This is a genomic window from Streptomyces sp. NPDC001890 (assembly GCF_042891445.1).
Lineage (GTDB): Bacteria > Actinomycetota > Actinomycetes > Streptomycetales > Streptomycetaceae > Streptomyces.
The window spans coordinates 59,065-81,651 of the sequence record NZ_JBIATE010000028.1 but is presented as its reverse complement, the minus strand read 5'-3'; the positions used below and the strand labels follow the sequence as shown (position 1 = coordinate 81,651).

The following is a 22,587-nucleotide window of genomic DNA, read 5'->3' as shown; positions in this document are numbered from 1 at the left end:
TTCCAGTTCTTCGCTTTCGCGTTTCCCTTTCCGGCGAGTCCGACTCTATCAGATCCTTTCGGGCCTGATTCCCAGTCAGCGGGGCTTGTCTTCCCAGCCGTTGGGCCGTTCCGACGTTCCAAACTCTAGCGGATTCTCCCGGCGACTCATAATCGGGTCTTCGAAATCAATTTCGGCATGCCGAAATTGTCCCGAGTGGGAGATCGTGCTGAGTTGGGTTGCCGCATTCGCGGCGGGATCGGCTGTCGCAGAACCGTTCCGGCTCCGTGACAACTCGAAGAACCTTACGGATCGGCTGGGGGTGTGTCAACCCCGCCAGGTCAAGCCCTTTTCCCACGTGTCGGACGCGGTTCAGCCCAGGTCGGTGAGGCGTCCGCCGGCGTCCGGTTGGGCGTGCTCCACGCGGCGCAGGAGGCGGATCAGCATGTCTCCGAGGCCGCCTCGCTCGTCGGCCGTGAGGTCCTGGAGCAGGTCCTCCTCGAAGTCGGTGGCCATCCGCATCGCCTCCAGCCACTTCGTACGGCCCTCGTCGGTCAGCTCGACGATCACGCGGACCCGGTTGTTCTCGTCCCGGTCGCGGGTGACCAGGCCCTCGCCCGCCATGCGGTCGATGCGGTGGGTCATCGCCGCCGGGGTGAGGCCCAGGCGCTTCGCCAGCTCTCCCGGGCCCAGACGGTACGGGGAGCCGGCCAGGACCAGGGTCTTGAGGACCTCCCACTCGGCGTTACTGATGCCGAGGGCGGCGAGCTGGCGTCCGTACGCCACGTTCATCCGGCGGTTCAGGCGGCCCAGGGCCGAGACGACCTGTTCGACCTGCGGGTCGAGGTCACGGAACTCGCGCTGGTAGGCGGCGATCTGCTCGTCGAGGCTCGGCTCCTGTGGTCCGGGCTGCTCGGGGGTGTCAGGCATGGCGGGAAGTATGGCACGCCTTCCAAAGCCGTCGAAGTCCTTCGATCTGTATTGTTGAGGTTCTAATTTTAGTGTTAAAGTCTTCGGGTTCGAGTCGTTCGGATGGCTCGGCGTATCGCTTCGAGACCTTGAGGTAGGTGAGTGTGACCAGGGAGATGGGTGCAGCACTGCGGCGGATCCAGCTGGGGAGCGCGCTGAGCGCGTTCGGGCTGGGGTTCACCGTTCCGTATCTGTACGTCTATGTGGCACAGGTACGTGATCTTGGTGCTGGCACCGCGGGAGTCGTACTGGCGGTCTTCGCCATGGCGGCGCTGGCCGTTCTGCCGTTCACCGGGCGTGCGATCGACCGGCGCGGGCCGCTGCCCGTACTCGTCGTCGCCTCGGGCATCGCCACCCTGGGCGCCGTCGCCCTGGGTCTTTCGTCGGGCGTGACCGCGTCCGTGCTGTCGGCCGCGGTGCTCGGCGCGGGTACGGCGGTCATGCAGCCGGCGCTCGCGACCATGCTCGTGCGGTGCTCCAGCACCGCCACCCGTACGCGCGCCTTCGCCATGCAGTTCTTCCTGCAGAACCTCGGGCTCGGCATCGGTGGACTGGTCGGCGGGCAGATCGTCGACACGAAGCGGCCGGAGACCTTCACCCTGCTGTTCCTCATCGAAGCCGCGATGTTCGTCGTGCTCGGTGTCATCGCCTGCACGGTGCGGCTGCCCCGTACGCCCGCCATCACGGACGCCAGGCCGACCGACGGGGCCAGGGCGACGGGCGGGATGCGGGCGCTGCTCTCGCACCGGGCCATGGTGCAGCTGTGCGTGCTGGGCTTCGTGCTGTTCTTCGCCTGCTACGGACAGTTCGAGTCCGGACTCGCGGCGTACGGCACCGAGGCCGCCGGGATGCAGCCCTCGACGCTCGGCATCGCGCTGGCCGCCAACACCGCCGTCATCGTCGTGGCGCAGTTCGTCGTACTGCGGCTCGTCGAGCGCCGCAGGCGCAGCCGGGTCATCGCGGCGGTCGGTCTGATCTGGGCGTTCGCCTGGATCGTGGCCGGTTACGCGGGGCTGGGGCACGGCAGCCAGACCATGGCGACGGCCGCGATGATCTCCACGTACGCGCTGTTCGGGCTCGGTGAGTCCATGCTGTCGCCGACCGTGGCCCCGCTGGTGGCCGATCTGGCGCCGGAGTCGATGGTCGGTCAGTACAACTCCGCGTTCGCGCTGTGCAAGCAGCTTGCGCTGGCGGTCGGTCCGGCTGTCGGCGGGCCGATGGGGGCGACGCTGCACGGGCCGTACATCGTGACGTTCGTGCTGTTCTCGCTGGGCATCACGGTGCTGGCGCTGCGGCTCGGCCGGCGGCTCACTCCCGTGCAGGACCAGCCCTCGCTGGAGACGGTGCCCTCCAGGGTGGTGGCCGTGTCACTGCCGGACGCCGAGCCCGCCTCCGCTCCCGCCCCTGCCGCCGCCTCCGTCTCCGCGGCGGCCACTGCCCACTGAGCGGCCGGGCCCTGTCGGCGACAGGGCCCTCACTGCGACAGGGCGAATTCGCACCAGACCGCTTTGCCGCCGCCCGGTGTGCGGCGACTGCCCCAGGACGAGGCGATCGTCGCGACGATCGAGATGCCGCGGCCCGCTTCGTCCGCCGGGTCGGCCCGGCGGCGGCGCGGCAGGTGGTCGTCGCCGTCGGTCACCTCGATGATCAGGCGGCGGTCGGTGCGCCGCAGACCCAGCCGCATCGGCGGGGTGCCGTGCTTGAGGGAGTTCGCGACGAGTTCACCGGCGGCCAGGACGCCCAGGTCGCAGAGCTCGACCGGGAAACGCCACGAGGTGAGGACCCCCGTCGCGAAGGCGCGGGCGCGCGGGGCCGCCTCGATACCGCCGAGCAGATCGAGCGAGGCGTTGTGGAACAGCTCCGCGCTCGCCCCCGTGCGGGCCGGGTGCTGGACCACCAGTACCGCCACGTCGTCGTCGTGTTCCGCGGTCACGCCGAGCGAACGGATCAGCCGGTCGCAGACCACCTGCGGTGAACCCTTGGCTCCGGAGAGCGCGCGTTCCAGCGCGGCGACCCCCTCGTCGATGTCCTCGCTGCGGCGCTCCACCAGGCCGTCCGTATAGAGGACGGCGGTGGAACCGGGCGGCAGCTCGATCGTGCCCGAGGTGTGGATCCAGCCGCCGGTGCCGAGCGGCGGCCCCGTCGGGTCCTCGGCGCGGTGGACCGTGCCGTCCTCGTGGCACACCAGGATCGGGAGGTGGCCGGCGGAGGAGTAGACGAGCCGGCCCTCGTTGGGGTCGTGGACCGCGTAGGCGCAGGTGGCGATCTGGCTGGCGTCGATCTCGGCGGCGAGGCCGTCCAGCAGCTGAAGCACCTCGTGCGGCGGGAGGTCGAGCCGGGCGTAGGCGCGTACGGCCGTACGGAGCTGGCCCATGACCGCGGCGGCCCGCACCCCGCGGCCCATCACGTCCCCGATGACCAGGGCGGTGCGGCCCGCGCCGAGGGTGATGACGTCGTACCAGTCGCCGCCGACCGCGGCGTCCGTGCCGCCGGGCTGGTACGTGGCGGCGATCCGGAGGTCGTCGGGCTGCTCCAGCTCCTGCGGGAGCAGGGAACGCTGGAGGGTGACGGCCGTTTCGCGGTGGCGGCGCTCGCTGGCACGGAGCCGTTCGGCGGCTTCGGCGTGGTCGGTGACATCGGCGGCGTACACGAGCACACCGCGCTCACCCCCTAGGCCGCTGCCTCGGCCCCTGTCGCACTTGCCGCTCCTGGTGGTCCTGCTGGTCTTGTTCGGCGGGGTGCCGTCATCGCTGTCCCGGTGCACCGGGGTGCAGGTCACGGTGTACGAATTGCCGCTGCGGACCTTGCGGGACTTGACCGTACGGGGAGTGCCGCTGCGCAGGACCTGGTCCATGAGGGGCAGCAGGCTCAGCTCGTCGAGCTCGGGCATCGCCTCGGCGGCGGTGGCGCCGGCCGGGCGGGGCCCGAAGGCGGCGGCGTAGGCGTCGTTGACGTACGCGATCCGGTGGTCGGGGCCGTACACCAGGGCCACCAGGGCGGGCAGCCGGCCGAGGATGTCCCGGGCGGAGAGGCCCTCCAGGGCGGGGCCGGCCGGCCGGGGAGCCGCACCCTGCGCATCGTCCAGCGGATCGGGGCCCGTACCGGCCTGCGCGTCGCCGTCCGGCGGGCGGGGGCCCGTCCCGGGCCGTGCGTACTCGGCGCGGGCCGAGGGCACGGAACTGCGGTCGTCCCGTGCGGCGGCGCGGCGCTGCGTTCCAGGTAGGCGGGCGCTCCAGCGCGTGAAGTTCACGGAATTTCTGGCCTCGTGTGTCGGTCTGGTCCGCTCTCGCGGGCTGCTCACTGTCGGTCACTGCCGGCCGGGTCACTCTGTGCAGATGTGGGCCCACCTATGGTCACACGTCCAGTGTGACGGACCGTACTGACAGTTGTCGGTACGGTCCGCCGCTTGGCGGGTGGACGGGCGGGTCGACGGTCCGTCAGCCGCCGTTCCCCATCGGGCCGTCGGGCCCGGAGCCGGCATCCGGCCCCGGCGAGTTGCCGGGGCCCGGCGGGGTGTCCCGGCCCGGCGGGCCGTTCGGACCGGGGCGTCCGCCGCCTGCGGCGAGCTCGAACTCGGCGCGCGGGTGTTCCAGCGAACCGAGGGAGACGATCTCGCGCTTGAAGAGCCCGGCGAGGGTCCATTCGGCAAGGACTCGTGCCTTCCGGTTGAACGTGGGGACACGGCTGAGGTGGTATGTACGGTGCATCAGCCAGGCCGGATAGCCCTTGAGCTTACGGCCGTAGACATGGGCGACGCCCTTGTGGAGGCCGAGCGAGGCGACGGAACCCGCGTAGCTGTGCCGGTACTCCTTCAGGGGCTGCCGGGCGAGGGACGCGAGAATGTTCTCGGCGAGGACCTTGGCCTGGCGCACCGCGTGCTGGGCGTTGGGCGCGGTCTGCCTGCCCGCTTCGGCGGCGCTCAGGTCGGGGACGGCCGCAGCGTCCCCTGCGGCCCAGGCGTGCTCGACGCCCTCGACGGCGAGTTCCGCGGTGCACCTGAGCCTGCCGCGTTCGTCGAGCGGCAGACCGGTCGCGGCGAGGACCGGCGCGGGTTTGACGCCCGCGGTCCACACGAGGGTGCGGGTCGGGAACCGGGAACCGTCGCTCAGGACGGCGATCCGGCCCTCGCAGGACTCCAGCCGGGTGTCGAGGCGTACGTCGATGTTGCGGCCGCGCAGCTCACGGATGGCGTACGTGCCCATCGCCTCGCCGACCTCCGGGAGGATGCGGCCGGACGCCTCGACGAGGATCCACTTCAGGTCCTCGGCCTTGATGTTGTGGTAGTACCGCGAGGTGTAGCGGGCCATGTCCTCCAGTTCGGCGAGGGCCTCGACGCCCGCGTATCCGCCGCCGACGACGACGAAGGTGAGCGCGGCGTCGCGGATGGCGGGGTCGCGGGTGGCGGAGGCGATGTCCATCTGCTCGATGACGTGGTTGCGCAGTCCGATGGCTTCCTCGACGGTCTTGAAGCCGATGCCGTGGTCGGCGAGGCCGGGGACCGGGAGGGTGCGCGAGACGGAGCCGGGGGCGAGGACGAGTTCGTCGTACGGGATCTCGACCGCGCCGGTGCCGTCCTCGCCCGTGGCGAGGGTGGTGACGGTGGCCGTGCGCTTGGCGTGGTCGATGGACTGCGCCTCACCGATCACGATCCTGCAGTGCGCGAGGACGCGGCGGAGCGGCACGACGACATGGCGCGGTGAGATCGAACCGGCGGCCGCCTCGGGCAGGAACGGCTGATACGTCATATAGGGCTCGGGGGTGACGACCACGATCTCGGCCGCACCGCTCCTGAGTCTCTGCTTCAGCTTCCGCTGGAGACGCAGCGCTGTGTACATCCCGACGTAGCCGCCACCGACGACGAGAATGCGCACACCCGGTGGGGGGCCGGGGGGTGTTCCCCCGGAATCTGAAGCCATCACCACCCCATGACGCAACGTGCTCAATGGTTTGTCCACAGGCTCGACAAATTGTGTGACCGGAGGTTCTGGACGGGCGGTGGCCGCAGGGCTCGGCGGGGATGTGCAAGCCGCGCAGGTCAGGGGTTGAGGCGGTGGTTCCGGACGGGGGCCGAATCAGTGACCAACCGGTCCTTGCGCCGATCGGGGGGCGCTCCGTGCGGAACTACCCCCTTCTGAATTGAGCCGGGCTCAACTATGTTCGTATGTCGTCGGGGGTGTCGGATGGGGACGATGATCCACTCCCCGGCTCAAACGGCGGGAAGTCTCCGGGGGGAGACGTCATAACCGGGGGAACAGTTATGCATATTCAGGATTCTTGGCAGGCTTCGACCGCGGTTTCGTCCCATTCGTCCGATGGAGCAGGGCGAAACGGGACGGCGGGAAACGGAGCGGTGGCCATGGTCGGGGCGGTGCCGGCGAGTTCGGTCGGCACGGTCGGATCCGGCGGAGCCGATGGGGCAGCCGGCACGACCGGGGCTGCCGGGGTCTCCGGAGCCAATGGACGCTCGGCTCCGCTGCGCGTGGATGCGCAGCGCAATCTGGAACATGTCCTGCGGGCCGCGCGCGAGGTGTTCGGCGAGCTGGGGTACGGGGCTCCGATGGAGGACGTGGCGCGCCGCGCCAGGGTCGGAGTCGGCACGGTGTACCGACGCTTCCCGAGCAAGGACGTGCTGGTCAGGCGGATAGCCGAGGAGGAGACCTCCCGGCTGACGGATCAGGCCCGGACCGCGCTCGGCCAGGAGGACGAGCCGTGGTCGGCGCTGTCGCGCTTCCTGCGTACGTCCGTGGCCTCGGGTGCGGGGCGGCTGCTGCCGCCGCAGGTGCTGCGGGTCGGCGTCGATGCCGACCCGGACGGCTCCGGTGGCTACGACGGTTCCGGTGGCTCCGGTGGCAATGACCTGGCGGTGGCCGGGGAGTCGGTGACCACTGCGGGCTCGGGACCGGGCGCCGATCGGGACGAGGCCCGGGTGCCTCAGCAACGGCAGGGCGCCGGCCAGGCCGACCTCCGGGCGGCCGACGAGCGTTCGGCCGCGGAGGCCGGTGTCGCGGACCACGACACGGGGGCCGGCGAGCTGCTGGAGGTGGTCGGCCGCCTGGTGGACCGGGCACGGGCAGCCGGTGAACTGCGTCGTGACGTGACGGTCGCGGATGTGCTGCTGGTGATAGCGACGGCGGCGCCTTCGCTGCCTGACGCGGCACAGCAGGCCGCCGCTTCCAGCCGGCTCCTGGACATCCTGCTTGAGGGGCTGCGCTCCCGGCCGGTCGCCTGAGTCTCCTGGATCGCCCGAGTCCCGAGTCCCGAGTCGCCTGATCGGAGCGTGCGCAGGGGCCGGTGGGCCCACGGCACTGTGGTGTTCGGGCGCGGTGGCTGGTGCCGCTGCGCCCGACGCCAGGCGCGCTTCGGCCGGCGAGCTGCGAGCTGCGTTTTGTGTGCTGCGTGCTGCCGGAGTGCGAGCTGCGTGCCGCGTTTTGTGTGCTGCGTGCTGCCGGAGTGCGAGCTGCGTGCCGCGTTTGGTGTGCTGCGTGCTGCCGGAGTGCGAGCTGCGTGCCGCGTTTTGTGTGCTGGGTGCTGCCGGAGTGCGTGCTGCGTGCCGCGTCGGGCTGCTGCCGCGGTCCGGGGCGGTGGGGGCGGGCGGCACGAATGGTTGATGTGGCCCGTTTTGATGGGCTCTTTGCCGATGGCCCGGCATCACCCGAACTTCGTCGCACCGGCGTTCGCGGCCGTCTCGCGCGCTGCCGGAATGCGTGCCCTCCTCCCGCCTCAGCGCGCCCCGGCACGTCCGGCGCTCTCGAATCACGGGCTGCGGCGGCAACTCGCGTACGCAGAAAGCGATTACCCAGCTTTCCCCGAATGAATGGCTGTTAGTACTCGCATTCGGAAAAACGCCCCGGATGAGTGGTTGCGAGGGCTCAGAGGCCGACGTGATTGCGCCATGTGGCACTCTTGCCCGATATTCGGGTCCGACAGCGCATACGGGGGCTACCGCGATGAGCGGTGACGGGCAGCAGGAAGAGTCGTTCGACGACGTCTCCGTCGTGGGCGGTGTCACGGAGACCGGTGCGCCGGCCGCCAGGCAGGTACCCAGTCAGGCCGGACCCGGGTGGTCGAGCGGTGACGCCGAGGGCGGCACCGTCCTGCCGGGTCCGTGGCCGGCGCCGGCCGATCCCGGCCCCGAGGCCGACGTCGCGGTGCCCATGCAGCGGGAGGGCGGCAGCAGCGGCGCCTCCGGCACCGCACCCTCCGACGCCGATCTGATCCGGCAGATGCGGGACGGCGACGACCTCGCGTACGAGGAACTCTTCCGACGGCACTCCGACGCGGTGCGGCGCTACGCGCGCAGCTGCTGCCGGGACGCCCACACGGCCGACGACCTGACGGCCGAGGTCTTCGCCCGCACACTGCAGGCGGTACGGCGGGGCAAGGGGCCCGAGGAGGCCGTACGGGCCTACCTCATGACGGCCGTCCGCCATGTCGGCGCCGCCTGGACCAAGACCGCGAAGCGGGAGCATCTGGTCGACGACTTCGCGGTGTTCGCCGCGCAGGCGTCCCAGGCCTCCCAGGTGTCGGACGCGGACACGCTCGATCTCGGCGCCGATGTGCTGGCGATGCACGAGGCAGAGCAGTCGATGGCCATGCGGGCGTTCCGCAGTCTGCCGGAGCGCTGGCAGGCGGTGCTGTGGCACACCACCGTCGAGGAGGAGTCGCCCAGTGAGATCGCCCCGCTGTTCGGGCTGACCGCCAATGCCACGGCGGTGCTGGCCAGCCGGGCCCGCGAGGGCCTCAAGCAGGCCTATCTCCAGGCGCATGTGAGCCAGGCCCTGACCGCGGGCGGCGACTGTGCGCGTTACGCCGACCGGCTGGGCGCGTACGCCCGTGGCGGGCTCCGTATGCGGGCCGAACGCGGCCTGCGCGGACACCTGGAGGAGTGCTCGAAGTGCCGGCTCGCCGCAGGCGAACTGGCCCATGTCAACGCCGGGATTCCCGCGCTGCTGCCGGTCGCGGTCATCGGCTGGTTCGCCGCCGGGTACAGCCTCAAGGCCGCCGGGATCGTCGCCGGAGGCGCGGCGGGCGCCGCGGGCGCGGGTGCCGCCGCGGCGGCCACCGGAGGCAGCTCCGCCGGAGGCACGGCCGGTGGCGCCGCGGCCTCGGAGGGGCTCGGTGCCCCGGCGAAGGCCGGCATCGCGGCGGCGGTCGTCGTGGCCGCCGCGGCCGGGCTGGTCTGGGCCCTGGTCGGCGACGAACAGCCGAAGCCCGAGGCCAGGCCCACGACGAAACCTGCTGTCGTGGCACCCCCGGCGCCGACACCACCGCCCCGGTCCGAGCCGAAGCCGACACCGCCTCCGAAGCCCGCTCCGCCCGCGCCTCCGGCGCCGACACCGCCGCCCAGGCCGAAGCCGAAACCGACACCACCCCCGAAGCCCGCTCCCAAGCCGAAGCCACCCGCGCCGAAGCCCGAGCCGACACCCACGCCCACGCCCACGCCGACGCCAACCATGACTCCGCCCCCCGCGCCGACCGTCTATCAGGTCAGCGAACTCAGCTACTCGGTCCTGGGCGACCACACCGAACCGGAGGTGGTGCTCGGCGAGAGCAGCTGGGTCTGGCAGCGCTCCAACGTGTCGATCGGCGGCACGACGTACGCGCACGGGGTCACCGTCAACAGCAATTCCTCGGTCACCATCCAGCTGAACAGGCAGTGCACGCGGTACGAGGCGATGGTCGGGATCGACGACATGACGATGGGGCTCGGTTCGGTGCGCTTCTCCGTCTTCAACGGCGACGGGGCGCGGCTCTGGCAGTCACCCGTGATGAACGGCGACGACCCGGCCGTGCCGGTGGGCGTCGGCATCGCCGGTCAGAAGAGCATCCGGCTCGTCGTCGAGCGCGCCCGCCCCGGTGGAGTCATGGCCCTCGCCGACTGGGCGAATTCGAGGATCAGTTGCCGGTGAGCCGGTCCGGGACGAGGCCGGAGGTGAAACCCGGCGCTTCCACGTGCCCCGGAGCGTCCCCGCGCTCCAGGACGTCCGCGCACCCCGGCGCCTGCGGGAGCTCCTCGGTGATGCGGGTCAGGAGTCCGATGACGTCGTCGAGCGTCAGTCCGCGGCCCGCGGCGCGCTCGGACTCGTACAACTGAGGGCCCAGCTCCTCGCGGACCTCCCGCTCGGCCTCGTCCACCTCGGCCTGCTGCGCCTCGGTCCTGGGGCCGAACAGGCGCCAGCCGTCCGCCGCCGCCAGGATCCGTACGGCGGCCCGGTGGTGGCCCACCTTCGGCAGCACGGCCGCCACGCAGTCCGCCAGATGCCCGGTGACGAGTTCGGCGCACTGGGCGTCCCGCGCCCCGCGCAGGGCCGCGGTCAGGCCCCGTACGCCCGCCGCCGGGCCACGGCCGGGTCCCGGTTCGTGCACCGCGATCCGGGCGGCCAGCCCCTCGACCTCGGCGCTGAAGTGCGACGGCGGGCTGCCCTGCCCGATCGCGTACGCCGCCTCGGTGACCAGCTGCCGCGCCCGGGCGATCTCGCCCCGCTCCAGGGCCGCGGTGGCGCGCAGGAAGTGGATGTAGGCGCGGGCGTCGTGCACCTGGTAGCGGTCCGCCTCGCGCGCCGCCTCGCTCAGGGTCCGCTCGAAGTCCGTCATGTCCCCGGTCCGGTAGGCGAGTTCCGCGACGCGGGCGAGAAGGAACGGCGCCTCGGCGTACGCCCCGACCTCGCGGGACAGCAGCAGCGCCTCCTCGTACGCCGTCCGGGCCTGCGTGAACCGTCCGCGCATCACGCCCGCCTCCGCGGCCGCGCTCGCCACCTGCGCGCGGATCCAGCGGTCGCCGACACGGCGGCTCAGCTCGCGCAGCTCCGCGAGATCGGCGTCGACTCCGGGCATGCCGCCCGGCATGTCGACGACCATGTGGGTACGGAACATCATGGCGAGGCAGTACTCCCAGGCGCCGCCGTGGGTCCGGGCGTTGTCGACCACCGAGTCGATCAGCGCGTGGGTCTCGGTGGTCGTCCGGGTCGCGAACAGGGCCATCGGCCAGAGCATTCCCGGGAAGCGGGCGGACTGCGGGCCCGGGGGCCTGAACGCCTCGGCCACCCGGTCCATCACCGCCCGGAAGCGGTCGTCACCGTGGACGGCCTCGGCGGGCCCGGCCTCCACGGCGAGGAAGTACCACAGCATCTCCAGATGCATGCGCGGCCAGTAAAGGGGGTCGTCGGGACCGTCCGGCTCCGGCCCCAGCTCCACGGCACGCTCGGCCCAGGTGCGGCCCTCGGAACGGAAGTTGCGCAGCCACCAGAACCACCCCATGCCGAGAACCAGCCGTACGGCTTCCGCTTCGGACGGGGCGGTGACGACGGTCCGGTGGAGGGCTGCCCGGATGTTGTCGAGTTCCGTCTCCAGGTGTTCGATCCAGAGCAGCTGATCGCCGGAGCGGATGCGGGGCTCGGCCCGCTCGACGAGCGCGAGGAAGTACGCGGTGTGCGCGCTCGCGGCGGCGGCGCGGATCTCCGGGACCTCGGCGGCACGTTCGGTGGCGTACTCGTGGATGGTCTCCAGGAGGCGGTAGCGCATCTCGCCGGTGGCGGTCGGGGCAGCGACGACGAGGGACTTGTCGACGAGCGCGCCGATCAGGTCGGCGGTGGAGAGCCGGGCGGGGACGAGCCCGGACGGCACGGCTCCGGACGGCACGGCTCCGGCGGGGATCGGCCCGGGTGCGGAGACCTCGGGCATGGAGACGCCAGGTGCGAAGACCTCGGGCGCGGAGACGCCAGGTGCGGAGAACCCAGGAGCGGAGACCCCAGGTGTGAGGACGGCTTCCGCGGCCTGGAGGTCCCAGCCGCCCGCGAAGACGGAGATCTGCCGCAGCGCCGTGCGCTCGTCCTCGTCCAGGAGGTCCCAGGACCAGTCGACGACGGCACGCAGTGTCTGCTGGCGCGGCAGTACGGTCCGGCTCCCGCCGGTCAGAAGCAGAAACCGGTCGTCGAGCCGGTCCGCGATCTGGCGCGGGCTGAGCATCCGCAGCCGGGCGGCGGCGAGCTCGATGGCGAGCGGCTGCCCGTCGAGCCGTCGGCAGATCTCGGCCACGGCGTCCGCATCGTGCCCGGGGTCGGAATCGGGGGCGAAATCGGGTCGTACAGTGCGGGCGCGCTCGGCGAACAGCCGGTGGGCGGGGTCGGGCGGGAGCGGACCGACCGGGCGTACGGATTCGCCGGGCACGCCCAGGGGTTCGCGGCTGGTGGCGAGGATGCGCAGCTGCGGGCAGTGGGTGAGCAGGGTCTCGGCGAGGGTGGCGGCCGCCTCGATGACGTGTTCGCAGTTGTCCAGGATGAGCAGGAAGGGGCGGATGCGGGAGCAGTGCGCCAGGTGCTCGACGAGGAGGTCGGCCGGGTCGGTGCGCGGCGGCTGCCCGTCGCGGTTGCTGTCGCGGAGGAGGGCCGTCTCGCGTAGCCCGAGAGCGGAGAGTACGGCTCCGGGTACGTCGGCGGGGTCGTCCACGGAGGCGAGCTCGGCGATCCAGGCGTCCGTCACCGTGGGCGCCGGTTGCCCGTCGTGCGCCGCGGCCTCCTCGGCGAGCCGGGTCTTGCCGGAGCCGCCGGGGCCGGTGAGGGTGACCAGGCGGGAACGGGTCAGATCGGCGCGTATGGACCGCAGTTCGGGCTCGCGCCCGACGAACGAGGTCAGCCGGGGCCGAAGATTGCCGTGCACGACGGCGGGGCCGGACTCGTCGGGCGGACGTTGCGGGCGCATCGCCGCCGGCCGCACCACCGGCCGCGCCACCGCTCGCGCCGCCGTCGCGGACGGCACCTGCGGCGGGGCCAGCAGCTCCCGGTGCAGCGCGACCAGTTCCGGTCCGGGATCGGCCCCGAGACCGTCGGCGAGGGCGCGGCGGGCGTCCTCGTAGGCGACCAGCGCATCGGCCTGGCGGCCCTCGGCGCGCAGGGCGCGTATCAACTGGGCCCGGAAGCGTTCGTCGTACGGGTGGGCGGCCGTCAGCTCCATGAGCTCGGGCACCAGGGCGCGCTGCTCCGCACCCGGCCCCGGCCCCGCGCCGCTGTCCGGCCCCGTCGCCGCGCACCGCAGATCGGCCTCGATACGGCGTTCCAGCGCGGCCAGGCGGTGGGCCTCGGGGCGCAGGGCGTGGCCGTGGTCCCGTTCCGGCAGGTCGGCCAGTGCGGGGCCGCGCCACAGGGCGAGCGCGGTACGGAGCGTGCGCGCGGCCGTCACGGGATCGCCCGATTCGAGCTCCTCGGCCCCCTGGCGGGAGAGCCGCTCGAACACGTGCAGGTCGACCTCGTCGGGCCCGGCCGTCAGACGGTAGCCCCCGTGGGCGCTCGTGATCGCGTCCCTGCCCAGCACCCGGCGCAGCCGGCCCACCAGGGCCTGGAGCGCGGCGGGAGCGTCGTGCGGGGGATCCTCGGCCCATACGTCGTCGACCAGGTCGGCGACGGGGACGGGGCGTCCGGCGCGCAGTGCGAGCGCGGCGAGGAGAGCGCGCAGCCGCGTACCGCTCACGGGCAGGGCACTGCCCTTCTCGTCTCGCGCCTCGGTGGCGCCCAGGATCAGATACCGCACCGGGCCATTGTGTCCCGCGACCACGGTGAGCGCCCCGTCCCTCGTCCCCTCGACGCGGCGTCCGTACCCGTACCCGTACCCGCGCCTCCGCGCCTACCGCTGCAGCGTCCGCCTGGCCGGGACGACACCGCCGGCGACCGCACGCTGGCGGGGCGCCGCCGTGCCCGTCCAGCAGGTGCCGCGCCGCGACACCAGGCGGCGGAGCCAGAGCTCCGTGGACGCCAGGTGCGCCAGGCCGTCCAGCGGGAGCGGTTCGCCCTCGGAGGCCGCGCGCAGGGCCTTCCGTACGACGCGGGCCTCGACCAGGCCCGCGTCGGCGAGCAGCGGGGCGTCGAAGAGGGCGATCAGCTCCGGGAGGGCGGCGCGCAGGCCGGTGCGGGCGGTCGCGTTCGAGGTGGCGAGGGAGGGGGTGCCCCAGCCCGGCGGCAGATCGTGGATGCCCGCACCCGCGAGCACCCGGCGCAGGATCGCGGCGCGGGCGCCCGGCTGGACCCGGAGCGATTCGGGGAGCGCGCGGGCGGCGCGTACGACCTGGTTGTCGAGGTACGGGGCGTGCAGCCGCTGGCTGCGGTTCTCGGCGGCCTGCTCCAGGATCCGGTGGTCGGCGGCGTACCGGGCCAGGGCGGCCCTGGCGCGGGCCTCGCCGGGGCGCTGGACGGAGACGGGGCGGATGGCCGCCTCCTGGAGCCGGACCGACACCTCGGCGAGCGCCTCCCCGGTGAGCCAGCGGGCGGCGGGTCCGGGCCGCGACCAGGCGAGGGCGGCCAGCGAGGCGTCGGCGGGGGTGTCGAGGTCGGGGGCGTTCCGGTTGGCGTCCGGCAGCCGGCCGGCCGCCGCTTCCAGGCCGGTGCGGTACGACGTACGGGACAGGCGGCGGGCCGCCCGGTAGACGGTGAGCGGGACGAACAGGGAGTGCGCGCTCGGGCCCTCCGCCCTGGCGAGCGCGGCGACCGGGCGCAGCAGATGGCGTCGGCGACGGTCCATCAGCAGGTCGGCGAGGCGGGCCGGGTGGGCGTCGAGCACTTGGCGGGCGCCGCCGCCGACGAAGTGGTCGGCGCTGCCCGAGGCGAGGCGTCGGCGGTGGCGCTCGGCGACGACGAGGGACGGGGCGGGTTCGTCGGTGAGCGGGCCGCCGCCGCCCAGGTCGGCGTAGGGCAGGGCCTCCTCCCCGGCCGCGACGACCACATGGTGCAGGCGCGGGTTGGCGGCGATGACGCGGGCGCGTTCGAGTTCGTCCTCGTGTCCGCGCGCGGTGAGGTCGTTCAGGGTGACGGCGAGCAGTCGCTCCCCCGCGCCCGTGCCGTGGCCGAGGAGGGTGCCGGGCAGGCCCGGGAGTCCGGCGGCGAGCAGGGCGAGGGTGGCGGAGGCGCTGCCTCCGGACAAGTCGGCGCCGATGCCGGGGACCGGTGCGCCGCGGGCGGCGCGCCGTTCGGCGGGGCCCATGCCGGGGACCGGGCCGGGATCGGGCGGCAGGGTCTCGGGCGCGTGGCGCGGGGCCAGGAGCCTGGCGCGTACGGCTTCGACCAGTGCGTCGCGTACGCCGTCGACGGCGCTGACCGGGTCGAGCTGGGGCGCGGCCACGGCGAGCGAGGCCACCGCCTCGTAACCGGTGATCTCGCGCGAACCCTCGCGGAGGATGAGGGCGTGGCCCGGCGGGATGCGCTTCACCCCGGCGTACGGGGTGCCGTCGCGCAGCGCCTCCGGTGTTTCGGGGCAGGCGAGCAGGGCGGCCAGGTGGCCGATGTCCAGCTGGGCCTCGATGAGGTCGGCGAGCGGGAGCGCGGCGGTGGCGTACGCCGTGCCGCCCGCCCAGGGCGTGTAGAAGACCGGGCGGGCACCGGCGAGGTCGCCGATGACGGTGATCCGGCGGCCTATCTGGACGACGGTCGTGTAGCTGCCGGGCCAGGAGGTGAGGTGGCGCAGGGCGCCGCCGCGGGCGGCGAGGAGGCCGGAGCGCAGCTGTTCGTCGGTGGCGCTGCAGCAGCCGAGTACGGCCATCCGGGCGGTGGGGGCGCCCTCGGCGGTCTCGACCGTGGTGATCCGGATCTCGTCGGGGCGCCAGTCCCCCACGGCCCAGAGCGGATCCGGGTCGCCCCACAGGAGTTGGGAGCCCACGGGGTGCATCGTGCGCCCCTCGTCACTGGGTCCGACCGCCCCTGCCGTGCCGAAGCTCGCGGCGATACTGCTCCACCCCACCAACCAACGCATCGCCGCCTCCACAGGCTGTGGACAAAACGGCGCAGCAGGAAGGTATCGGGTGAACACCGGTAACGCGCGGCGCCGTTGCGAACATGCTGCCACGACAACGGCGCGCAGGAGGGGCTACGGACGGCGCACGTCGGAAGGGCATGCGCCCCTGGCAAAGGCCGGGCCGGGCCCGAAGCCGGGCGGAAGACCGGGCCGGCCCCGGGCGTGTACCCACCCTCCGGGAAGCGGACGCCCTTTCGACGGCGGGGCGCCGCGTTCGGCCACCGCCAAGCCTCTCGGCCACCAACTCACGTACGCACCGGGCGCGTTGCCTTCCCCGTACGAGCAGAATCCACCAGCCGAAATCCGGCCACGCTCAAGCCGCGCCCGAGCCACCCCGGACCGCTCGCGGGCCGTCGACGGACAATCCTCCAGCGGTCGGCGAGATGTCCGCGAAACGGACGACCCAACCTCGGACGACCGATGACATCCGGCCATTCTTGGAGCGGGTTGGAACCTTCCAACGAGGCACTCGCCGCACCGGAAGTCCCCTTTCGCCCCGCTTCGTTCCGCGATCGTTCCCGGGTGTCCTCCGGTGTTCTCCCGTGCCTCGCGAAACCGCGCGGCAGCCGCGAAGGATCTCCGCCGGGGCCGCCGACGCACAGTCCGGGAGGTGTCGTTCACCTCCCGGACCGGTCCGCCGCCTGCGGGGAATGAGGCGGCAGTGTCCCCCAGCCCACTGGGTCCTGTGCAGTGGGCCGACCCACGCAGCACCCATGGAAACGCTTCCGAAACAGCCGGACGAGAGCGCACGGCCGGGCGCACGGCCACACACCAGGAGCACGTCCGCGACGCGGCGCACGGCCCCTGGCACCACGCACGGACGACGCCCCCCACGTGCCGTTCCCGTGCGCCGCCGGGCGGCGTTCCGGGCCCCGCCGGCCCGGCGCCGGGACCGCCTCCGGGCCCTCTCCGGTCCGCGTCCGATCCCCCTCCGGGCACCACCCGATCCCTGTCCGGTCCGCCGCCCGCCTCTTCACGGACAACAATCCCGCCATACGGACGTCTGCCCCTTAACGGTAGGGATGCGGCGAACTACGCTGGGTTTACTGAGGTTCTCTGCAGGAGGCATATTCCTCGGGGCTCGGCCATATGCGTGTGCGGCCGGAGTGCCGGGGGCCGTCGCTGGGGAGGACACGGTACGAATGCCGCGCGCCGAGAACGGTGACGCGGCGGCCGTCTGTGTGTCGAGGGGTGGCGCATGTCCAGGGAGCAACGCGGACCGAACGAGAAGCTCGGAACCGTTCTCGCCCTCGCGGGAATCAGCAACGCCGGGCTCGCCCGGCGGGTCAATGACCTCGGGGCGCAGCGCGGTCTGACACTTCGGTACGACAAGACCTCGGTGGCCCGGTGGGTCTCCAAGGGCATGGTGCCGCAGGGCGCCGCGCCCCATCTCATCGCCGCGGCGATCGGCGCCAAGCTCGGCCGGCCGGTCCCGCTGCACGAGATCGGGCTCGCGGACGCCGACCCGGCGCCGGAGGTCGGGCTGGCCTTCCCGCGCGACGTGGGCGAGGCGGTCCGTTCGGCGACCGAGCTGTACCGGCTGGATCTGGCCGGGCGGCGGGCGGGCAGCGGCGGGATCTGGCAGTCGCTCGCGGGCTCGTTCTCGGTGAGCGCGTACGCGACGCCCGCGTCCCGCTGGCTGATATCCCCCGCCGACGCGACGGTGGAGCGCGACGCGAAGGCAGCCGGGGCACCCGCCTTCGACAGCCAGGGCGCACGGGGCGCACACAGCAGCGCGGGGGCGCAGGGCCCGCCGGGCAAGGCGGCACAGAGCACGACGGCGGTGCCGCCCGGCGCCTCGGCCGCGCTGAACGCACAGGCGGCCCGGACAGCGCTCGGAACGCTGGGCGCACTGGGCACGCGGCAGGCCCCCGCCATCCCCGCCCAGCCCCGCCCGGAAGCCGCACCGGCACCGGTATCGACGTCGGTACCGGCACCCGAATCCACATCCACCGCCATCATCACCACTACGGGCGCCACCTCCGGCCCCGCCAGCGACATCTCCCCGCTGCGGGTCGGCCACAGCGATGTCTCCAAGCTGCGCGAGGCGGCCCAGGACGCCCGCCGCTGGGACTCCAAGTACGGCGGCGGGGACTGGCGCTCCTCCATGGTCCCCGAGTGTTTACGGGTCGACGCCGCACCGCTGCTGCTCGGTTCTTACAGCGACGAGGTGGGCCGGGCGCTCTTCGGCGCAGCGGCCGAACTGACCAGGCTCGCCGGATGGATGGCCTTCGACACCGGCCAGCAGGAGGCCGCGCAGCGCTACTACATCCAGGCGCTGAGGCTCGCGCGGGCCGCAGCCGACGTGCCCCTGGGCGGCTACGTGCTCGCGTCCATGTCGCTCCAGGCGACCTACCGCGGCTTCGCCGACGAAGGGGTCGACCTCGCGCAGGCCGCCGTCGAGCGCAACCGGGGACTCGCCACGGCCCGCACCATGAGTTTCTTCCGCCTGGTGGAGGCTCGTGCCCATGCCAAGGCGAACGACGCGTCCGCTGCGGGATCCGCGCTGAAGGCCGCCGAGAGCTGGCTGGAGCGCTCCAGGGACGGTGACGCGGACCCGTCCTGGCTCGGCTTCTACTCGTACGACAGGTTCGCGGCCGATGCCGCGGAGTGCCACCTCGACCTGAAGGCGCCCCGGCAGGTGCGGCGCTTCACCGAGCAGGCGCTCTCCCGGCCCACCGAGGAGTTCGTCCGCTCGCACGGGCTGAGGCTCGTGGTGTCGGCGGTGGCCGAGCTGGAGTCGGGCAACCTGGACGCGGCCTGCGCCGCGGGCACCCGGGCGGTGGAGGTGGCGGGCCGCATCTCCTCGGCCCGGACCACGGAGTACGTACGGGATCTGCTGCACCGGCTCGAACCGTACGGTCACGAGCCGCGCGTCGCCGAGCTGCGCGAGCGAGCCAGGCCCCTGCTGGTGGCGCCCGCGTAGACGGAATCCCGCGCAGGCAGGACCCTGCATGGCCTCCACGTAAACGGAACCCTGCGCTCCAGCAGCCGGGCCGTAAAGATTCGGCGCCACGCTGGGCCACGCTGGTTTGAGTGCGTTGTCAGTGGGTCAGTGCACTATCGGGGTGGGAGGTGGCGTGATGATGACGCACGCGGCGTACGACTGCGATGTGCTGGTGATCGGCGGCGGGATCGTCGGGCTGTCGACGGCGTATGCGATCACGCGCACCGCTCCGGGCACCCGGGTGACGGTCCTGGAGAAGGAGTGGGGCCCGGCCCGGCACCAGACCGGGCGCAACAGCGGAGTGATCCACAGCGGCATCTATTACCGCCCCGGCTCGCTCAAGGCCCGCTACGCGGTGCGCGGCGCCGCCGAGATGGTCGACTTCTGTGCCGAGCACGGCATCGCCCACGCGGTGACCGGCAAGCTGATCGTCGCGACCGAGCGGTCCGAGCTGCCCCGGCTGCACGCCCTGGTCCAGCGCGGCCGGCAGCACGGGCTGCCGGTGCGCGAGCTGGGCCCCGCCCAGATCACGGAGTACGAGCCGCAGGTGAGCGGCCTCGCCGCGATCCGGGTCGGGTCGACCGGGGTGTGCGATTTCGGCGCGGTCGCGGCCCGGCTGGCCGCCGAGGTGAGCGGGGCCGGCGGAGTGATCCGTTACGGGGCGGAGGTCACCGCGATCGACCGGCGCCCCTGGGGCGTGGCCGTGCGTACGGCGGACGGCCCGGTGGTGCGGGCCCGGGTGCTGGTCAACTGCGCGGGGCTGCACTGCGACCGGGTGGCCCGGCTCGCGGGCGACGACCCGGGCATGCGGATCGTGCCCTTCCGGGGTGAGTACTACGAGCTGGCGCGGCCGGAGCTGGTGCGCGGCCTGGTCTATCCGGTGCCCGACCCGGCGTTCCCGTTCCTCGGGGTCCATCTGACCCGGGGCCACGACGGCAGCGTCCACGTCGGGCCGAACGCGGTGCCCGCGCTGGCCCGCGAGGGGTACGGCTGGCCGGTCGTGCACCCGCGCGAGCTGGCGGACACCCTGGCCTGGCCCGGCACCTGGCAGATCGCCCGCAGGCACTGGCGGTACGGGGCGGGCGAGGTGCGCCGTTCGTTGTCGAAGCACGCCTTCACCGAGGCCGTGCGGCGGCTGCTGCCGGAGGTGACGGAGGACGATCTGAGACCGGCCCCGGCCGGGGTCAGGGCCCAGGCCGTGCTGCGGGACGGCACCCTGGTGGACGATTTCCTCATCCGCGAGGCCCCGCACACCGTCCATGTGCTGAACGCGCCGTCGCCCGCCGCGACGGCCTCGCTGCCCATCGGGCGGGAGGTAGCACGCAGGGCGCTGCTCCGGGCACGGGAGACGGGGTGGAGACCGCCCGCCGTAGAATCGGGGCATTGTGTCTGAGCCCATGAACGCCTCCGAGCACCCAGCCGAGAGCCTCCCCGAGGACTCCCCCGAGAGCTCCTCCGGGCGCCTCTCCTCGTCCGCTGCCGGAATTCCGGACGATCTGCGCGCCGCCTCCTTCGAGCGGCAGCGCAGGCTGCGCCAGGAGCCGCGCTTCCCGGGCGGCCCCGCCATCGACCCGGCCGGCTCGCACCACGAGCGCCGGATCCGCAGCTTCCAGCCGCGCCGCAGCCGTGTCACGCCCGGCCAGGAGGACGCCCTGCTGCGGCTCTGGCCGAAGTGGGGCCTGGACATCGACGGGCAGCGCGTCCTCGACCTGCCCGAGCTGTTCGACGGGCTCCCGGTGGTGCTGGAGATCGGCTTCGGAATGGGTGAGGCCACCGCGCAGATGGCCGCCGACGATCCCGGCACGGGCATCCTCGCCGTGGATGTGCACACCCCGGGCCAGGGCAATCTGCTCGGCCTCGCGGACCGGAACGGCCTGTCCAACATCCGGGTGGCCAACGGCGACGCGATCATCCTGCTGCGCGAGATGCTCAAGCCGGACTCGCTGGACGGGCTGCGGGTGTACTTCCCCGACCCCTGGCCCAAGAAGCGCCATCACAAGCGACGGCTGATCCAGCCGGAGTTCCTCGACCTGGTGGCGCAGCGGCTGAAGCCGGGGGCGGTGATCCACTGCGCGACCGACTGGGAGCCGTACGCCGAGCAGATGCTGGAGGTGCTCACCGCGCACCCCCTCTTCGAGAACACCGCGGCGGACGGCGGCTACGCGCCCCGGCCCGCGTTCCGGCCGCTGACCCGGTTCGAGGGGCAGGGCCTGGACAAGGGCCATGTCGTGCACGACCTGCTCTTCGCCCGCAGCTGAGACGGGCCGTGGGCGCGGGCGCCCCATGGTCAGGTGTCAGTGCCGCTGGTTAGGGTCATTGCGTGGTGTCCGACGGGTCTGTCCAGCAGCGGCAGTCGCAGCCGGCCGTCCCGCTCCTTGAGGAGGAGCGGGTCGGCGAGATCCTGGCTGCCGTGCCGGAGCGCCGGCACTGGCGCTACCGGCCGCGCCGGGTGGGCATGGTGTGGCGCAGCCGGACGTTCCGCCTCGTGGCGGTGTTCACGGTGCTCGCGCTCTGCGGTCTGGCGATCCTGGCCCTGGTCCGCGATCAGACGGGCACCCAGGGTTTCCTCGTCGGCCTCGGCCTCGCCGTGCTGCCCGTGCCGCTCCTGCTGGCGGCGTTCCGCTGGCTCGACCGGGTCGATCCGGGTCCCTGGCGGAATGTGCTGTTCGCCTTCGCCTGGGGTGCGTTCGCCGCCGCCCTGGTGGCAATCCTGGCGAATTCTTTCGCGACCCGCTGGATAGCCACGACCACCGCGGACCCGTCGAACGCCGACACCCTCGGCGCCACGGTCATAGCCCCGGTCGTCGAGGAGAGTGCCAAGGCCGCCGCGGTCCTGCTGATATTCCTGTTCCGAAGGCGGGAGTTCAACGGGATCGTCGACGGTGTCGTGATCGCCGGCATCACCGCGGCCGGCTTCGCCTTCACGGAGAACATCCTCTACCTCGGCAACGCCTTCGGAGAGGACCAGCAGATCGGCACCTCGGGCGTCGTATCGGTGACGGCCGCGACGTTCTTCGTACGGGCGGTGATGTCGCCCTTCGCGCACCCGCTCTTCACGGTGCTGACCGGCATAGGTTTCGGGCTCGCCGCGGCGAGCGCCCGGCGCCGGCGGGTCCGCCGCGTCCTGCTGCCGCTGCTGGGGCTCGTCCTCGCCATGGGCATGCACTCGCTGTGGAACGGGTCGGCGGTCTTCAGCCCGTACGGCTTCTACGCCGTGTACGCGGTGTTCATGGTCCCGGTCTTCGGCCTGGTGACCTGGCTGGCGATCTGGTCGCGCCGACGGGAGCTGCGCACGCTCGCCGCCGAGCTGCCCGCCTACGCCGCGGCGGGCTGGCTGAGTCCGGCGGAGCCGCTCGCCCTCTCCTCGATGCGGGCCCGCGGCCTGGCCCGCGACGCGGCACGCCGCCAGTACGCCGTCGCCGCCCGGGGGAGCCGGACGATCCCGTACGGGCCGTACGGACCGGGCGGACCGGGCTGGTCCCCCGGAGCCGCGCCCGGCCCCGCCCCCTGGCCCTCCGCCCAGGCAGCGGCGCAGACAGCGGCGCAGGTGGAAGCAACGGCGAAGGCCCACGGGAAGGCGGCCGCCCAGGCCGTCGCCGAGTACGAATCGTTCGCGACCTCACTGGCCTCGCTGCGTCTTCAGGCCCGCCGCGGGGCGGCCGGCCCGGACTTCACCGATCGCGAGCTGGAGCTGCTGCACCACCTCTGGCAGCGCAGGGAGGTGGCCGCCCCCGCCCTGACGTACGCGGCTCAGGCGGCGGGCCTCCTGCGTCCCCACCGCCTGCCGTCACCCCCGTACGCCCAGCCGTTCCCTCCGCACGCGCAGTACGGCGCCTACCGCAACGCCCCCGTGCCCGGTCCCGGTCCCGGCTACAACCCCTACCTGTTGCCGTAGCAGCCACCGCACCAGGCCGGCCGCA

General features: G+C 73.0%; 12 protein-coding genes. 7 read left to right on the top strand and 5 right to left on the bottom strand.

The window, feature by feature from the left end:
* Positions 1–351: 351 nt before the first annotated feature.
* On the bottom strand, positions 352–909 hold the full coding sequence (locus tag ACFYY1_RS36720; protein ID WP_266731022.1) for a MarR family winged helix-turn-helix transcriptional regulator: 558 nt from the start codon (positions 907–909) through the stop codon (positions 352–354).
* 155 nt (positions 910–1,064) lie between these two features.
* Here ACFYY1_RS36720 and ACFYY1_RS36715 point away from each other — a divergent pair, with 155 nt between their 5' ends.
* Positions 1,065–2,393: an MFS transporter gene (locus ACFYY1_RS36715; protein ID WP_388593423.1), complete on the top strand. Its 1,329-nt coding sequence runs from the start codon at positions 1,065–1,067 to the stop codon at positions 2,391–2,393.
* Positions 2,394–2,422: 29 nt separating this feature from the next.
* Here the strand turns inward: ACFYY1_RS36715 and ACFYY1_RS36710 are convergent, their stop codons facing one another.
* Positions 2,423–4,198 (bottom strand): SpoIIE family protein phosphatase, encoded by a 1,776-nt coding sequence (locus ACFYY1_RS36710; RefSeq protein WP_388593416.1) that lies wholly within the window; start codon positions 4,196–4,198, stop codon positions 2,423–2,425.
* A 187-nt stretch (positions 4,199–4,385) separates the two neighbouring features.
* Entirely contained in the window at positions 4,386–5,864 is a 1,479-nt protein-coding gene (locus ACFYY1_RS36705) for an NAD(P)/FAD-dependent oxidoreductase (RefSeq protein WP_388593414.1), read from the bottom strand.
* A gap of 341 nt (positions 5,865–6,205) precedes the next feature.
* On the opposite strand from ACFYY1_RS36705, the gene ACFYY1_RS36700 reads away from it, so the two are divergent.
* Together ACFYY1_RS36700 and ACFYY1_RS36695 are read left to right on the top strand one after the other, a co-directional pair.
* Positions 6,206–7,177, top strand: coding sequence for a TetR/AcrR family transcriptional regulator (locus ACFYY1_RS36700; protein WP_388593411.1), 972 nt, complete (start codon positions 6,206–6,208; stop codon positions 7,175–7,177).
* 718 nt (positions 7,178–7,895) lie between these two features.
* On the top strand, positions 7,896–9,857 hold the full coding sequence (locus tag ACFYY1_RS36695) for a sigma-70 family RNA polymerase sigma factor (protein ID WP_388593408.1): 1,962 nt from the start codon (positions 7,896–7,898) through the stop codon (positions 9,855–9,857).
* Here the strand turns inward: ACFYY1_RS36695 and ACFYY1_RS36690 are convergent.
* The gene (locus ACFYY1_RS36690) at positions 9,844–13,470 is read right to left on the bottom strand and encodes a BTAD domain-containing putative transcriptional regulator (protein ID WP_388593406.1); all 3,627 of its coding nucleotides are present in this window, start codon (positions 13,468–13,470) and stop codon (positions 9,844–9,846) included. The genes ACFYY1_RS36695 and ACFYY1_RS36690 overlap by 14 nt on opposite strands.
* Positions 13,471–13,563: 93 nt before the next feature.
* Complete coding sequence (locus ACFYY1_RS36685; RefSeq protein ID WP_388593405.1) at positions 13,564–15,678, bottom strand: asparagine synthase-related protein; 2,115 nt, start codon at positions 15,676–15,678, stop codon at positions 13,564–13,566.
* A gap of 1,240 nt (positions 15,679–16,918) precedes the next feature.
* On the opposite strand from ACFYY1_RS36685, the gene ACFYY1_RS36680 reads away from it, so the two are divergent.
* The 4 genes from ACFYY1_RS36680 (at position 16,919) to ACFYY1_RS36665 (ending at position 22,562) form a co-directional block, all read left to right on the top strand.
* Positions 16,919–18,646: a sporulation protein gene (locus tag ACFYY1_RS36680; protein WP_388593402.1), complete on the top strand. Its 1,728-nt coding sequence runs from the start codon at positions 16,919–16,921 to the stop codon at positions 18,644–18,646.
* Between the two features lie 157 nt (positions 18,647–18,803).
* The gene (gene lhgO, locus ACFYY1_RS36675) at positions 18,804–20,060 is read left to right on the top strand and encodes an L-2-hydroxyglutarate oxidase (protein WP_388593400.1); all 1,257 of its coding nucleotides are present in this window, start codon (positions 18,804–18,806) and stop codon (positions 20,058–20,060) included.
* The gene (gene trmB, locus ACFYY1_RS36670; protein WP_388593398.1) at positions 20,053–20,925 is read left to right on the top strand and encodes a tRNA (guanosine(46)-N7)-methyltransferase TrmB; all 873 of its coding nucleotides are present in this window, start codon (positions 20,053–20,055) and stop codon (positions 20,923–20,925) included. The genes lhgO and trmB overlap by 8 nt, the downstream gene beginning before the upstream one ends.
* Before the next feature lie 65 nt (positions 20,926–20,990).
* Complete coding sequence (locus ACFYY1_RS36665) at positions 20,991–22,562, top strand: PrsW family intramembrane metalloprotease (RefSeq protein ID WP_388593421.1); 1,572 nt, start codon at positions 20,991–20,993, stop codon at positions 22,560–22,562.
* The last annotated feature ends 25 nt before the right edge of the window (positions 22,563–22,587 follow it).